The 12,875-nt window shown below is 69.4% G+C and carries 17 protein-coding genes; 10 read left to right on the top strand and 7 right to left on the bottom strand.

Annotation, left to right across the window (positions count from 1 at the left end; translation table 11 throughout):
• Positions 1–6: 6 nt before the first annotated feature.
• The 4 genes from G7043_RS17460 to G7043_RS17445 form a co-directional block, all read right to left on the bottom strand.
• Positions 7–276 carry a hypothetical protein gene (locus tag G7043_RS17460; RefSeq protein ID WP_166046713.1) on the bottom strand — a complete coding sequence of 90 codons (270 nt, stop codon included), beginning with the start codon at positions 274–276 and terminating at the stop codon, positions 7–9.
• Positions 273–677, bottom strand: coding sequence for a DUF948 domain-containing protein (locus G7043_RS17455; protein ID WP_086661769.1), 405 nt, complete (start codon positions 675–677; stop codon positions 273–275). The genes G7043_RS17460 and G7043_RS17455 overlap by 4 nt, the downstream gene beginning before the upstream one ends.
• 100 nt (positions 678–777) lie before the next feature.
• A complete protein-coding gene (locus tag G7043_RS17450; RefSeq protein WP_166046712.1) occupies positions 778–1,026 on the bottom strand; it encodes a DUF7716 domain-containing protein in 249 nt (82 codons plus the stop codon).
• Positions 1,023–1,517 (bottom strand): DinB family protein, encoded by a 495-nt coding sequence (locus G7043_RS17445; RefSeq protein ID WP_166046711.1) that lies wholly within the window; start codon positions 1,515–1,517, stop codon positions 1,023–1,025. Before G7043_RS17445 ends, G7043_RS17450 begins: the two co-directional genes overlap by 4 nt.
• Before the next feature lie 149 nt (positions 1,518–1,666).
• On the opposite strand from G7043_RS17445, the gene G7043_RS17440 reads away from it, so the two are divergent.
• Entirely contained in the window at positions 1,667–2,245 is a 579-nt protein-coding gene (locus G7043_RS17440) for a GNAT family N-acetyltransferase (protein WP_166046710.1), read from the top strand.
• Here the strand turns inward: G7043_RS17440 and G7043_RS17435 are convergent.
• Positions 2,242–2,877: a maleylpyruvate isomerase N-terminal domain-containing protein gene (locus G7043_RS17435; RefSeq protein WP_313887936.1), complete on the bottom strand. Its 636-nt coding sequence runs from the start codon at positions 2,875–2,877 to the stop codon at positions 2,242–2,244. The genes G7043_RS17440 and G7043_RS17435 overlap by 4 nt on opposite strands.
• 30 nt (positions 2,878–2,907) lie before the next feature.
• Here G7043_RS17435 and G7043_RS17430 point away from each other — a divergent pair, with 30 nt between their 5' ends.
• Positions 2,908–3,267, top strand: coding sequence for a GNAT family N-acetyltransferase (locus tag G7043_RS17430; protein ID WP_166046709.1), 360 nt, complete (start codon positions 2,908–2,910; stop codon positions 3,265–3,267).
• Here the strand turns inward: G7043_RS17430 and G7043_RS17425 are convergent.
• The gene (locus G7043_RS17425; RefSeq protein ID WP_166046708.1) at positions 3,254–4,603 is read right to left on the bottom strand and encodes a replication-associated recombination protein A; all 1,350 of its coding nucleotides are present in this window, start codon (positions 4,601–4,603) and stop codon (positions 3,254–3,256) included. The genes G7043_RS17430 and G7043_RS17425 overlap by 14 nt on opposite strands.
• Positions 4,604–4,640: 37 nt before the next feature.
• Here G7043_RS17425 and G7043_RS17420 point away from each other — a divergent pair, with 37 nt between their 5' ends.
• The 4 genes from G7043_RS17420 to G7043_RS17405 are packed head-to-tail and all read left to right on the top strand — an operon-like array spanning position 4,641 to position 8,866.
• On the top strand, positions 4,641–5,219 hold the full coding sequence (locus G7043_RS17420) for a uridine kinase family protein (protein WP_313887935.1): 579 nt from the start codon (positions 4,641–4,643) through the stop codon (positions 5,217–5,219).
• Between the two features lie 50 nt (positions 5,220–5,269).
• Positions 5,270–6,274, top strand: a complete 1,005-nt coding sequence (locus G7043_RS17415; RefSeq protein WP_313887934.1) for a chemotaxis protein CheB — start codon at positions 5,270–5,272, stop codon at positions 6,272–6,274.
• Positions 6,271–7,014, top strand: coding sequence for an ATP-binding protein (locus G7043_RS17410; protein ID WP_166046705.1), 744 nt, complete (start codon positions 6,271–6,273; stop codon positions 7,012–7,014). The genes G7043_RS17415 and G7043_RS17410 overlap by 4 nt, the downstream gene beginning before the upstream one ends.
• A gap of 1 nt (position 7,015) precedes the next feature.
• Positions 7,016–8,866 (top strand): CheR family methyltransferase, encoded by a 1,851-nt coding sequence (locus G7043_RS17405; protein WP_313887933.1) that lies wholly within the window; start codon positions 7,016–7,018, stop codon positions 8,864–8,866.
• Here G7043_RS17405 and G7043_RS17400 read toward each other — a convergent pair.
• Positions 8,863–9,198: an STAS domain-containing protein gene (locus G7043_RS17400; RefSeq protein WP_207311279.1), complete on the bottom strand. Its 336-nt coding sequence runs from the start codon at positions 9,196–9,198 to the stop codon at positions 8,863–8,865. The two genes, G7043_RS17405 and G7043_RS17400, sit on opposite strands and share 4 nt — an antisense overlap.
• A gap of 110 nt (positions 9,199–9,308) precedes the next feature.
• On the opposite strand from G7043_RS17400, the gene G7043_RS17395 reads away from it, so the two are divergent.
• Genes G7043_RS17395 through G7043_RS17380 form a run of 4 tightly spaced genes read left to right on the top strand, consistent with a single transcriptional unit; the run spans position 9,309 to position 12,874 of the window.
• Positions 9,309–10,304, top strand: coding sequence for a hypothetical protein (locus G7043_RS17395; protein ID WP_166046703.1), 996 nt, complete (start codon positions 9,309–9,311; stop codon positions 10,302–10,304).
• Entirely contained in the window at positions 10,291–10,890 is a 600-nt protein-coding gene (locus tag G7043_RS17390) for a DUF4129 domain-containing protein (protein ID WP_166046702.1), read from the top strand. Before G7043_RS17395 ends, G7043_RS17390 begins: the two co-directional genes overlap by 14 nt.
• Entirely contained in the window at positions 10,887–11,921 is a 1,035-nt protein-coding gene (locus tag G7043_RS17385) for a DUF4350 domain-containing protein (protein ID WP_166046701.1), read from the top strand. Before G7043_RS17390 ends, G7043_RS17385 begins: the two co-directional genes overlap by 4 nt.
• A complete protein-coding gene (locus tag G7043_RS17380; protein WP_166046700.1) occupies positions 11,918–12,874 on the top strand; it encodes an AAA family ATPase in 957 nt (318 codons plus the stop codon). Before G7043_RS17385 ends, G7043_RS17380 begins: the two co-directional genes overlap by 4 nt.
• Position 12,875: the final 1 nt, after the last annotated feature.

The following is a 12,875-nucleotide window of genomic DNA, read 5'->3' as shown; positions in this document are numbered from 1 at the left end:
GAACGACTAGTGCTTGCCGTTCGCCCTGGGCGCTCGACGCCCCGGCGTGAAGCCCGTCTGACGTTCCACGGTCTCCTGCAACTCCTGTTCCCGTTCGGCCATGCCCGCGCGCACCTCGGCCCCGAAGGAACCGATGGCGCCGGCGAGCTCTCGCAGGCCTTCACCCACGTTAGCGCCGATACCGGCGGGAGTCGCCTGCTTTGTGACCTCGGCGGCCTTCTTGGCGGCGAAGAGCCCGGCGGCGGCACCCAGCCCGAACCAGAAGAGGCGGCTCACTTGGCACCTCGCTTCGGACGACGCTTGGCGTGCTTGTTCGGCTGTTCGGCGGCCTTGCGGCGGGCCTTCACGGCCTTGCTCACGCCGTAGGACAGCGCGGCGGCCTTCACCAGCGGCCCGCCGAGGGTGGCGGTGAACAGGCTGGTGAGTGCCGAGACGTTGCCGGTGACGGCGCGCGCGTTCGCGGTGATGCCGTCGACGCGCTCCAGCTGCGTGTTCACGTGCGTGAGCGTGGTGTTGGCCTCGGTGAACAACGGGTCCGTGTTCTCGTGCGCCTTGCGCATCGCGATCGTGGCCTCGTCGAAGAAGCGGGCCGCCTTGACGGCCACGATCGCCAGCACGAGCACGAGCAGCACGAACGCACCGGCGGCGACCAGCGCTGCGATCTGCCCTGGCGACACGGATCCTCCTGGTTACCGGACGTTTGGCTTGATTGCGGGTGAGATTACCGGGTGGGTCCGACACCCGACCGAGGGGCATCAGCAGTTGATCTTCAGCGGATCAGGGCAGCTCGATGAAGGCGTCGTTGTCGACGTAGTGCGCGGTGGCCCGGATCATCAGGTCCACGCCGGGATTCGCCACCTGTTGCTCCAGGTTGTCGAGGACGCCTTGCAGCTCTTCGCGGATGAGGACCGTGATCCAGCCTCGCTCGGCCGCACCGAAGCAGGTCATGTCGTCGAGATCGAGCTCGGCGACCGATCCGATCACCTCGCCCCACGCGGTCGGCCACGGCCGGGTACTGCCGATCATCGGCCGGTGACGCCGTCGAGCTGTTCCCTGATGATGTCCGCGTGGCCCGCGTGCCGGGCTGTCTCGGTGGTCATGTGCGCGAGCAGCCAACGCAGCGACTTGCGCATGCCGTCGATCGGGATCGCCATGAGCGTCTCGGGATCTCCGGCGGCCGTGATCGCCCGGTCGCTCGCCTCGATCGCCGCGCGATAGAACTCGATCACCTCGTCCACGGGCCGGTCGGCGGGCACGGTCATGCCCAGTTCGGCCTCCTCGTCCCAGTCGCCGCCGCCGAGGTGGTGATCGAACCAGCCGCGCTCTGCTTCCGCGAGGTGCTGGATCAGCCCGAGGATCGACGTGCCGCTGGCGACCACCGGACGCCTGAGCTGATCTTCGGTGAGCCCCTCCGCCTTCTTGAGGACGCAGTGGCGCTGGAACTTGAGGAACGCGTGCGCGACGTCGAGCTCGCCCGTGTCGACGCGCGGGACGGGTTCGCGCTGGATCTCCGACATGGTCATGACCGTACGGCGCCAATTGGAACAAACCACTCATTGACTCAAGGTGGTCACCGCCTGTGAAATACCCGTCACACAGGGCTTGACACCGGCGGCCCCGCGTTATCAAGTAAGGCAACCCTAAGTTGGACGGCGCAGGAGGCCTCGTGAAGCCGGTATCGCACCTGGACTCCTACCGCAGGCACGCCACCGCGGACGCCCCGCCGATCCCGGAGCTCACGGACCCGTGGCAGGCGCGCGTCGCCCGTCCGGACGGCTACGACCTGCACCTCATCCACCGCTGGAACCAGGCACCGCACGTGGCGGCGTTCTGGCGGCAGGCGTGGCCGCTGCCGCGCTGGGAAGAACAGCTGCGCGCCCATCTGGACGGCGACGACGTCCGCCCGTTGCTGATCAGCTGGCACGGCCGCCCGGTGATCTACGCCGAGCTGTACCGCGCGGCCCGCGACGCCGTCGCCGGCTGCTACCAGGCGCGGCCGCACGACCTGGGCCTGACCCTGGCGGTCGGCGAGCTCGCGATGACCGACCGCGGCCTGGTGCGGTCGCTGCTCCCCCGGCTCACCGACGCGCTGTTCGAGGCCGACCCGCACTGCACGCGGATCGTGATGCAACCCGACGTGCGCAACATGCGCGCCATCAAGTCGTTCGAGGCCGGTGGGTTCATGGCCGCGGACGAGATCATGCTGCCGGGAAAGCTCGCGCTGCTGATGGTGTGCAAACGCTAGAACGCCGTGATGTCCTGCGGTGCGCGTTCTTTGCGGCTGAGCGCGCGCACCACGTCGATCGCGCGATGTTTGTTGAGCGACATGCGGGTCAGCAGGTCGATGACCGTCTCGTTGACGCGCCTCGGGAACTCGGGCGTCTCGACGCCGACGCTCACCGCGAGGTCGTCGGAGTGCACGACGAACTCCATCAGCCGGGTGACGAGGTAGTCGTCCAGCGACACCGCCCACGGTCCCCAGTGCGGCATCCGGACGCCGCGGTTCTCCAGGCCCGGCAACATCTTCGCGAGCTCGTCGAGGGTCTGCTCGATCTGGTCGCAGAGCGCGTCCTGGCCCTCGGCGGCGATCTTCTCACCGCCGGCCCGGATGCGGGTGTGCATCTCGGAGTCGATGTCCAGCTCCGTCCAGTTGGCCCGCGCGTAGTGCTCCATCAGTCCGACGACGGGCTCGTCACCGGTGGGGGCCGCGATCATGTCCGGCAGCGGCAGGACCTGGTAGCCGATGTGGCCCGCGAGGCCGCTCACGCCGAACTCGGGCAGCACGCTCGGCTTGTCCCAGTTCTGCCCGACCTGCGGGTGGCGCATGAGGTCCAGCGCGATGCGGGCGGTGGTCAGAAAGTCTTCTCTGATCGTCACGCCGCCGAAGTTACGCCATGATCAGGTGACATGAGCGCGAATGAAATACGTCCCGCGGTGCCCGACGACATCGCGGCGATCTGCCGGTTCGGCGAGGAGCACATCCCGCCGCTCTACACGCCGCTGATCGGCGCGGAAGCCGCGCGATCTGATGCTGGTCGCGGAAGAGAACGGACGGATCGTCGGCGTCGGCAGCGCGGCCGTCGAGTTCGCGGCATCGGCCCGCGGCTGATCGCGGCGCTCACCGCACAGATGGACACCGACAGAGTCCACATCGAACACTTCGTCCAGAACGAACGCGCCGGGAAGTTCTACGAACGCGAAGGATTCCAGGTGGAACGGATCGAAGAGGGCATCGTGTGGCGCTCGCGCCCGGTCACTCGCCCCTGATCACCCGGCGCAACCGCGGCAGCCGCTCCGACACGGCACGTTCGGCACCCCGGCCGGTCGGCTCGTAGTAGTCGCGGCCCACCAGGTCGTCCGGCGCGTACTGCTGCGTCAGCACCCCGTCCGGAACGTCGTGCGGGTACCGATAACCCTGTGCGTTCCCCAGTTTCGCCGCACCCGCGTAGTGCCCGTCCCGCAGATGCGCCGGCACCGCACCGATCGCGCCCTTCCGCACGTCCGCGATGGCGGCGGAGATGGCGGTCGTGACGGCGTTCGACTTCGGCGCGGTGGCCAGGTGGATCGTGGCCTGCGCGAGGTTCAGCGTGCACTCGGGCAACCCGATGAGCTGCACGGCCTGCGCGGCGGCGATGCACGTCTGCAACGCGGTCGGGTCCGCCATGCCGACGTCCTCGCTGGCGTGGATCACCAGGCGCCGCGCGATGAACCGCGGGTCCTCGCCCGCCTCGATCATCCGGGCCAGGTAGTGCAGTGCCGCGTCCACGTCCGAACCGCGGATCGACTTGATGAACGCCGACGTCACGTCGTAGTGCTGGTCGCCGTCGCGGTCGTACCGCACCGCCGCCTTGTCCACAGTGGACTCCAGCAACGGCAACGTGATCACGCCGGAGTTCGACGCCAGCGCCGAGTCCGCCGCGGCTTCCAGGGCCGTCAGCGAACGGCGCGCGTCCCCGCCGGCCAGCCGCACGAGGTGGTCCTCGGCGTCGGGCTCGACGACGACTTTGCCGTCCAGTCCACGCGAGTCGGACACCGCACGCCGGATCACCGTCCGCACGTGGTCGTCGGTCAAGGACTTGAGCTGCAGCACCAAAGACCGCGACAACAAAGGCGAGACCACCGAGAAGAACGGGTTCTCCGTCGTGGCCGCGACCAGCAGCACGATCCGGTCCTCGACGGCACCCAGCAGCGCGTCCTGCTGGGTCTTGGAGAACCGGTGCACCTCGTCGATGAACAGCACGGTCGACTCGCTCGTCCGCACCAGCCGCCGCCGGGCCTCGTCGATGACCGCCCGCACCTCTTTCACACCCGCCGACAACGCCGACAGAGCCACGAACCGACGCCCGGTCGCCTTCGACACGAGGGTCGCGAGCGTCGTCTTGCCGGTGCCGGGAGGGCCGTAGAGCATCACCGACGCCGGGGTGGCGCCTTCGACCAGCCGGCGCAGCGGCGCGCCCGGCCCGAGCAGGTGGTCCTGGCCGACGACCTCGTCCAGCGTGGCCGGACGCATCCGCACGGCCAGCGGGGCGTTGGCCGCGATGCGCTCGGCCTTCTCCTCGTCGGTCGCGCCGAAGAGGCCCTCGTCGAACAGACCTTCGCTCATGCGTTCGAGCGTAATTCATGTGCGAGGATTGCGTTCCGTGCCCATCCCTCGTGCCGTGCTGCTCGCCGGTCCCTCCGGCTCAGGCAAGTCGACACTCGCCGCCCACCTCGGCTGGCCCGTGCTGCGCCTGGACGACTTCTACCGCGACGGCGACGACCCGCTGCTGCCCCGCGACGAGCACGGGCGCGCGGACTGGGACGCGATCGGCTCCTGGAACGCCGAGGCCGCGCTGAAAGCCGTCATCGAGCTGTCGGACACCGGCAAGACGGAGGCACCGGTCTACTCGATCAGCGAGGACCGCGCGGTCGGCACGCAGACGATCGAGCTGGGTGACGCGCCCGCGTTCATCGCCGAAGGCCTGTTCGCAGACCTGCTCGTGGAGGGCGCACGGGATGCGGGCGTGCTGAAGGACGCCATCGTGCTCGCCCCGACCGCGCCCGTCACGTTCGCGCGCAGGTTCGCGCGGGACGTCGCCGAGGCCCGCAAGCCGGTCCCGACGCTGCTCCGGCGCGGACTGCGGCTGATGCGCGAACAGCCACAGGTGGTCAAGAGGTGCGTCAACGCCGGTATGCGCCGCACGACACCGTCGAAGGCCAGGTCCGAACTGTCCGTGTGAGACCAATGACCACGGGTACCCGGAGCGAAAGCGAGGTTGAGGAGTTCCGAGTGCGCACAGACCTGGTGGTCGTCGGCGCCTCCGCAGGAGGTGTCGAAGCGCTGCGGACCCTGGTCGGAGCGTTGCCGGAAGACCTGCCCGCCGCGGTGGTGGTCGTCCTGCACATGCCCGCGGGCGGCTCGTCGGCACTGCCGGCGATCCTCTCGCGCAGCGGCCCACTGCCCGCGCTGGCCGTGCAGGACGGCGCTGAACTGCGCAGCGGCCACATCCACGTCGCCCGCCCCGACTACCACGTCGTGGTGCAGGACGGCGTGCTGCGCCTGTCGAGAGGCCCCACGGAGAACGGCCATCGCCCCGCCGTGAACGTGCTGTTCCGCTCCGCCGCGCTCGCGAAGGGCCCCTCGGTGATCGGCGTGGTCCTGTCCGGAGCGCTCGACGACGGCACCTCGGGCATGGCCGCGATCAAGAGCCGAGGCGGCGTCACGGTCGTGCAGGAACCCGGCGACGCGCTCTATCCCGGCATGCCGGAGAGTGTGCTGCAGCACGTCGAGGTGGACCACACGCTGCCGGTCGCCCGGATCGGCCCACTGCTCGCCGACATCGCGGGAGAATCCGCGATCCAGGTGACGATCGCACCAGTGCCCGAGGCACTGCGCATGGAGGTGGCCGTGTCCCGCGACGACGCCGGAGCCGAGTTCGGCGAGATCCCCGCCATCGGCTCCCCCACGACCTACACCTGCCCTGACTGCGCCGGCTCCCTCTTGGAGATTCCAGGCAACGGCGTCCAGTACCGATGCCTGGTCGGACACGGATGGACGGCGGACGCACTGATGGAGGCCTACGGCGGCACCCTGGAACGCGCGATGTGGACCGCGTTGCGCACCCTCGACCAGAAAGCCTCGCTCACCCACCGCATGGCCAACGTCTCCCGCGACGCGGGGCGCGACCTGGTGGCCGACCGGTACTCCCGGCAGGAGGAGGAAGCGCTGGCGGCGGCCAACGTCCTCCGGAAACACCTGTTGCGGGGCGGCGTGCGCGAGGAGACCGGCACATGAAGATCGAGACGACGGATCTCGCCGGCGTCGTGGTCGCGACCCCTGCGGGTCGGCTCGACCTCGCCTCCTACGCGGCTCTGCGTGACGGCCTGCTCAAGCTCGCGGCGGACACCCCGATCGCGCTCGTCGTCCGGCTCGGCCAGGGCTTCGAGGTCCCCAGCAACGCGATGCTGTCGGTGTTCACCACGGTCTGGATGAAGATCTCGCAGTGGCCGGACATCCCCGTGGTGCTCCTGGCCGAGACCGATGAGCACCGCGAGAAGCTGCGCACCAGCGGCATCACCCGGTTCGTGTGCGTGGCCGGCAGCCTCAGGGACGCCCTCAAAGCCGCCGAACGCCCTCCGCGCCGCCGGTTCCGCCGCGTGCCGCTGCCCGACTCGCCGACCGCACCGCTCATGGCCCGCGCGGTCGTGCGGGAAGCCTGCGAGACATGGGGCCTGCCCGGGGTGGTCGACGACGCCGTGCTGGTCGTGAGCGAGCTGGTCGAGAACGCGGTCCGGCACGCGCACTCGGAGTCGGTGCTGAAGGTCGAGCTGCGCCCCGGCGGGCTGTCCCTCTCGGTGCGTGACGGCGACCCGGCCCCGCCGATGCTCGAGTTCCCGAATCGGGACGTGCCAGGACATCGGGGCGTGCAGCTGGTCGACCGGCTCAGCCTCGCATGGGGCTGTGCGCCGTCATCCGACGGAGGCAAGATCGTGTGGGCCGTCCTCGCGTGCACTGAGGCGAGTAGGTTCTCCTGACGTGAGTGACGGTCAGCTGATCCCCGACCAGGACTTCGAACAGGTCCTGCAGTACCTCAAGGAGTCACGAGGTTTCGACTTCACCGGGTACAAGCGCACCAGCCTGATGCGGCGCGTGCGGCACCGGATGAGCCAGATCGGTGTCGAGGACTACGTCGACTACATCGACCAGCTGCAGGTCAACGCCGACGAGTTCAGCGTCCTGTTCAACACGATCCTGATCAACGTCACCGCGTTCTTCCGCGACCCCGAGGCGTGGGCGTACCTGCGCGAGGAGGTCATTCCGACGCTGCTGGCCGAGCGCGGCCCCGAGGACCCGCTCCGGGTGTGGAGCGCGGGCTGCGCGTCCGGTGAGGAGGCCTACAGCCTCGCGATCGCACTGGCCGAGGCACTGGGCCCGGAACGCTTCCGGCAGCAGGTCAAGATCTATGCCACCGACGTCGACGACGAGGCGCTCGCCCAGGCCCGGCACGCGAGCTACGCGGAACGGGACATACAGTCCCTGCCGCCCGACTTCGCCGCGAAGTACTTCGAGCACCAGAACGGCCGCTACAGCTTCCGCAAGGACCTGCGCCGCTCGGTCATCTTCGGCCGCAACGACCTCGTGCAGGACGCCCCGATCTCCCGGATAGACCTCCTGGTGTGCCGCAACACGCTGATGTACTTCAACCAGGAGACGCAGTCCCGCGTTCTGCGCCGGTTCCACTTCGCGCTGGCACCCAAAGGAGTGCTGTTCCTGGGCAAGGCGGAGATGCTGCTCAGTCACAGCCGCATCTTCGACCCCATCGACCTCAAGCGGCGCATCTTCCGCAAGACCTCCTCGGGTTCACACTCTCCGTCGCACTTCGTTTCGCACGCGATGGTGCACGATCGAAGGGTGGACCTGCGGGGCATCGACGAGTTGCGGGAACACGCCTTCTCCGCGAGCCCGGTGGCGCAGATCGTGGTGACGGCGGATGACGTGATCGCGCTCATCAACCAGCAGGCGGAGACCACGTTCGGCCTCTCGGCCAAGGACGTCGGCCGGCCGCTGCGCGATCTGGACATCTCCTACCGGCCCGTGGAGCTGCGCGGCTACGTCGAGCAGACCCGGCTGGAACGCAAGTCGTTGCGCATCAAGGACGTCGAGTTCTCGCGCGGCCCCGGCGAGCCGATGTGGTTCGAGGTGCACGTCAACCCGCTCGTCGGCCTCGACAACACCATCCTGGGCGTCACGGTGGTCTTCCACGACGTCACCAGCGCGCGCCGGATGCTGGAGGACCTCGAACACGCGAACCGGCAGCTGGAATCGGCCTACGAGGAACTCCAGTCCACGAACGAGGAACTGGAGACCACCAACGAGGAACTCCAGTCCACCGTGGAGGAGCTGGAGACCACCAACGAGGAGCTCCAGTCGACCAACGAGGAACTGGAGACGATGAACGAGGAGCTGCAGTCGACCAACGACGAGCTCCAGACCATCAACGAGGCCCTGCGCGAGCGCACCTCCGAGCTGGACCGGGTCAACGAGTTCCTCGAGTCGATCCTGACTTCGCTGCGGGCCGGGGTGGTCGTGCTCGACATGCAGATGCGGGTGCTGGCGTGGAACCGCGGCGCCGAGGAGCTGTGGGGTGTGCGGCGCGACGAGGCGGAGGGCGAGCACCTGCTCAACCTCGACATCGGGCTGCCGGTGGCCGATCTGCGCCCGGTCGTGCGGTCGGCTCTGGGCGACGGCACGTACATGGAGGAGATCAAGCTCTCCGCCGTCAACCGGCGTGGCCGCGAGGTGGTCATCCGCGTGGTGTGCAGTTCGTTGCGGGCCAGCGATGGTGAGCCGGGCGGCGCGATCCTGGTGATGGAGCAGCAGAACTAACCTGCCGCGTTCTCCCCGCGCAGGAAGAACCCGGTCAGCCCGCTGAGCTCGAACACCCGCCGCACGATGAACGAGCACTCCGCGAAGACCAGGTCGACGCCGCAGCGGTCGCACTCGGCACGTATCGCGATCAGCGCTCCCAGGCCCGCTGAACCCATGTGGTTCACACCGGACATCTCGATCATGAGCACGGCGTGCGTGTGGGCGAGCTGGTCGCGCAGGAAGGCTTCGAACCGCGGCGCCGTCAGGAGGTCGATCTCCCCTGCCACGCTCACCACCGTCGACACACCCTTGTGGTCGACGCTGAGGTCCAGTGGCTGCGGAACGTCCACCGTCAGATGGTCCCACATCCGGCCGGTCACCGTTTCGTGATCAGGTTGGCCGGTGGCGGGGGTGCTGATCTGGCAAGATGCCGCTCACACACGACCAGGGGGTAGCCGCGATGTCCGAAACGCCTGGCTGGTCCTCACCCGACCAGCAACCGAACCAGCCCAACCAGCCGCAGCAGCCGCCGCAGCCCTCGCCGGGCTACTACGCCCCGCCGCCGCCGGGAGCGCAGCCGACGATCAAGCCCGGTGTGATCCCGCTGCGCCCGCTGGCCGTCGGCGAGATCGTGGACGGCGCGATCACCACCATGCGCCGGTACCCGAAGCTGATCATCGGCGCGGCCGCGGTGGTCGCCGCGATCACGCAGATCCTCGGCCTGCTGGTGCAGCTGCCGTTCCTGAGCGACCTCTCCTCGGTGGTGGCGCAGGACCCGAACACCCTGACGCAGGAGCAGCTCGTCGAGCAGCTCACGAACACCCTGACCGGCTTCATCGGCGGCACCCTCATCAGCGTGGTGCTGGTGGTGATCGGCACGGTGTTCCTGTCCGGCTTCATCACCGTCATCGTGGGTCACGCGGTGCTGGGCAAGCCCGTCACGTTCGCGCAGGCGTGGGAGGAGTTCAAGCCGCGCCTGCTGCCGCTGCTCGGCGCGACGCTGCTGTCCACTCTCGTGATCATGGTCGGCCTGCTCCTCTGCATCGTGCCCGGCATCTGGCTGTGGATCCTGTTCGCCCTCGTCACGCCCGCGCTCGTGCTGGAGCGCTGCGGCGTCGGCGCCGCGTTCGGGCGCTCGAAGGCGCTGGTCAACGGCGCGTGGTGGCGGACGTTCGGCGTCCTGCTGCTCACCGCCGTGATCGGCTGGGTGATCAGCTGGATCATCAGCCTGCCGTTCGGCCTGATGGGCGCGGCGTCCACCGGCTTCAGCGACGATCCGGGCGCCGCGCTGAGCGCGGGCTCGCTGGTGCTGTCCACGATCGGCGGGATCATCGCGTCGACGATCACGCTGCCGTTCACGGCCGCGGTGACCGTGCTGGTCTACGTCGACCGCCGGATGCGCTCCGAGGGCATGGACATCGAACTCCAGCGGGCCGCAGGGCATGGCGGTCTCTGACGTACCGGTAGATCTCGACCGCGACGAGGCCCGCGAGGCGGCTGTACGGGAGCTCAGCGACCCGGCGTACGTTTCCGACGACCCGAACCCGCTGGAGCGCGCGCTCCGGTGGGTGCTGGAGAAGCTGGGCGACCTCTTCGCGGGCGCGGGCAGCATGAGCGCCATCACCGCGATCACGATCCTCGTCGTGGTCGCGGTGATCATCGTCATCGTGATCAGGCTCCGCACCGGCCGCACCGGCCGTGCGCTGCGGGCCGGCGACAAGGTGTTCGGCTCCACGGTCATGTCCGCCGCCGAGCACCGCGCCGCCGCCGAACGCGCTGCCGCGGCCGGTGACCTGGCCGAGGCCGTCCGCGAACGCTTCCGCGCGGTGGTGCGGGAACTGGAGCAGCGCGGCGTCCTCGAACCGCGGGCGGGACGTACCGTCGACGAGGTGGCGATCGAGGCGGGCAGGGCGCTTCCGGTGCTCGCGGACGACCTGCGCGGCGCGGCGGTGCAGTTCGACGACGTCTGGTACGGCGGCCGGACCGCGACTCGTGAGGGGTACCAGCAGCTGGTGTCGGTGGATGGCAGGGTGCGCGAATGACGGCGGTCTCCCCCGACGCCGGGCGGATCTGGACGGCCGCGCGCGGCCCGTTGCTGATCGGCGTGATCATCCTGTTCACGGCCGTCGTGATCACGTTGCTGCGCGGTGGCGGTGAGGGCGGATCGCTCGACCCGCGCTCGTTCCGCCCCGAAGGCAGCCACGCGGTCGCACGACTGTTGGAACAGAACGGCGTGCGGGTCGAGCTCACCGACAACGCGTCCGCTGTGGACGGTGCGACGCTGTTCGTGACGCAGCCGAACCTGATCGACCCTTCGCGGTTGCAGGATCTCAGTCGTCGTGCCGCTGCCACCGTGTTGCTGGCCCCCGCGACCGGCGTGGTGGGCCAGGTCGAGGCCGAGACGCGGCAGCCGGGGTGCCCGCTGGCGGCTCAGGCGGGCGCGGCGACCATGGGCGGGTTCGTCTACGAGGGCGAACAACGGTGCTACGACTCGACGTTGGTGCGCACCGGCACGGTGACGATGCTGGGCCACGGCGCGATCTTCACCAACCGCGACCTCGACGGGGAGGGCAACGCGGCGCTCGCGCTGTCGTTGCTCGGCCAGCACGAGCGGCTGGTCTGGTACGTGCCGTCCGCGGCGGACAAGTCGCAGCAGAAGTCGTTGTCGGACCTGGTCCCGGCCGGGTGGAAGTTCGGCGCGCTGCAACTCGGCCTCGCGGCCGTGGTGATCGCGTTGTGGCGGGCCCGCAGGCTCGGCCGGGTGGTGCCCGAACCGCTGCCGGTGGTCGTGCGCGCCGCCGAGACCGTGGAGGGCAGGGCCCGGCTGTACCGCCGCTCGCACGCCGCTGAGCACGCCGCTTCGGTGCTGCGGCAGGCGACCCGCGACCGGCTGGCGCCCCTGCTGGGACTGCCGGCGGGCGAGGACCCGTCTTTCGAGATCGCCCGCCGGACCTCGCGGTCCGAGGCGGATGTGCGGACTTTGCTGTATTCGCAGGACCCAGTGGACGACCGGGGGTTGGTCGCGCTGGCTGACGAGCTGGACGCTTTGGAGGACGAGGTGCGCAACGCATGACCGTCAGCACTGAAGAGGCACGCACGGCGCTGGTGGCGTTGCGCACGGAGATCGGCAAGGCCGTGGTGGGCAACGACGCCGCCGTCACGTCCTTGATCCTCGCGTTGCTGTGCAAGGGACATGTGCTGCTGGAAGGCGTGCCGGGCGTCGCGAAGACGTTGCTGGTGCGCGCGATGGCCCGTGCTCTGGACCTGTCGACGACGCGGGTGCAGTTCACGCCGGACCTGATGCCGGGCGACCTGACCGGTTCGCTGGTCTACGACTCGCACAACGCGGCGTTCTCGTTCCGCGAGGGCCCGGTCTTCACCCACTTGTTGCTGGCCGACGAGATCAACCGCACGCCGCCGAAGACGCAGGCCGCGCTGCTGGAGGCGATGGAGGAACGGCAGGTGTCCGCGGACGGCAAGACACGCCCGCTGCCGTCGCCGTTCATCGTCGTGGCCACGCAGAACCCGGTGGAGTACGAGGGCACCTATCCGTTGCCCGAGGCGCAGCTGGACCGGTTCCTGCTGAAGGTGACCATGCCGATTCCCCCGCGCGAGCAGGAGATCGACGTGCTGGCCCGGCACGCCGCGGGTTTCGACCCGCGTGATCTTTCTTCGCTGTCCCCGGTGGCCGGTGCTTCGCACCTAGAGGCTGGTTCCGCGGCCGTGCGCGCGTTGACCGTGGCGCCCGAGGTGATCGCTTATGTGGTCGACGTGTGCCGTGCGACGCGTCAGTCCCCCGCTGTCCGTCTGGGCGTTTCTCCGCGTGGTGCAACGGCTCTGTTGGCCGTCGCACGGGCGTGGGCGTGGCTGGCCGGCCGCGACTACGTGACGCCGGACGACGTGAAGGCGTTGGCCCGCCCAGCGTTGCGGCACCGCCTGGAGCTGCGCCCGGAGGCCGAGTTGGAGGGCGTGACGGCGGACGGCGTGCTCGACGGCGTGCTCGGCGCGGTCCAGGTGCCGCGCTGAC

The sequence above is a fragment of the Lentzea alba genome (assembly GCF_011067745.1).
Taxonomy (GTDB): Bacteria; Actinomycetota; Actinomycetes; order Mycobacteriales; family Pseudonocardiaceae; genus Lentzea; species Lentzea alba.
This window is presented reverse-complemented; position numbering and strand designations above follow the sequence as displayed.

What these genes read in the sequence shown, in the direction of transcription:
- G7043_RS17410 (WP_166046705.1), top strand. Translation starts at nt 6,271, where the DNA reads ATGAAGATCGAGACGACGGATCTCGCCGGCGTCGTGGTCGCGACCCCT.
- G7043_RS17430 (WP_166046709.1), top strand. Translation starts at nt 2,908, where the DNA reads ATGAGCGCGAATGAAATACGTCCCGCGGTGCCCGACGACATCGCGGCG.
- G7043_RS17425 (WP_166046708.1), bottom strand. Translation starts at nt 4,603, where the DNA reads ATGAGCGAAGGTCTGTTCGACGAGGGCCTCTTCGGCGCGACCGACGAG.
- G7043_RS17385 (WP_166046701.1), top strand. Translation starts at nt 10,887, where the DNA reads ATGACGGCGGTCTCCCCCGACGCCGGGCGGATCTGGACGGCCGCGCGC.
- G7043_RS17450 (WP_166046712.1), bottom strand. Translation starts at nt 1,026, where the DNA reads ATGATCGGCAGTACCCGGCCGTGGCCGACCGCGTGGGGCGAGGTGATC.
- G7043_RS17445 (WP_166046711.1), bottom strand. Translation starts at nt 1,517, where the DNA reads ATGTCGGAGATCCAGCGCGAACCCGTCCCGCGCGTCGACACGGGCGAG.
- G7043_RS17380 (WP_166046700.1), top strand. Translation starts at nt 11,918, where the DNA reads ATGACCGTCAGCACTGAAGAGGCACGCACGGCGCTGGTGGCGTTGCGC.
- G7043_RS17390 (WP_166046702.1), top strand. Translation starts at nt 10,291, where the DNA reads ATGGCGGTCTCTGACGTACCGGTAGATCTCGACCGCGACGAGGCCCGC.
- G7043_RS17395 (WP_166046703.1), top strand. Translation starts at nt 9,309, where the DNA reads ATGTCCGAAACGCCTGGCTGGTCCTCACCCGACCAGCAACCGAACCAG.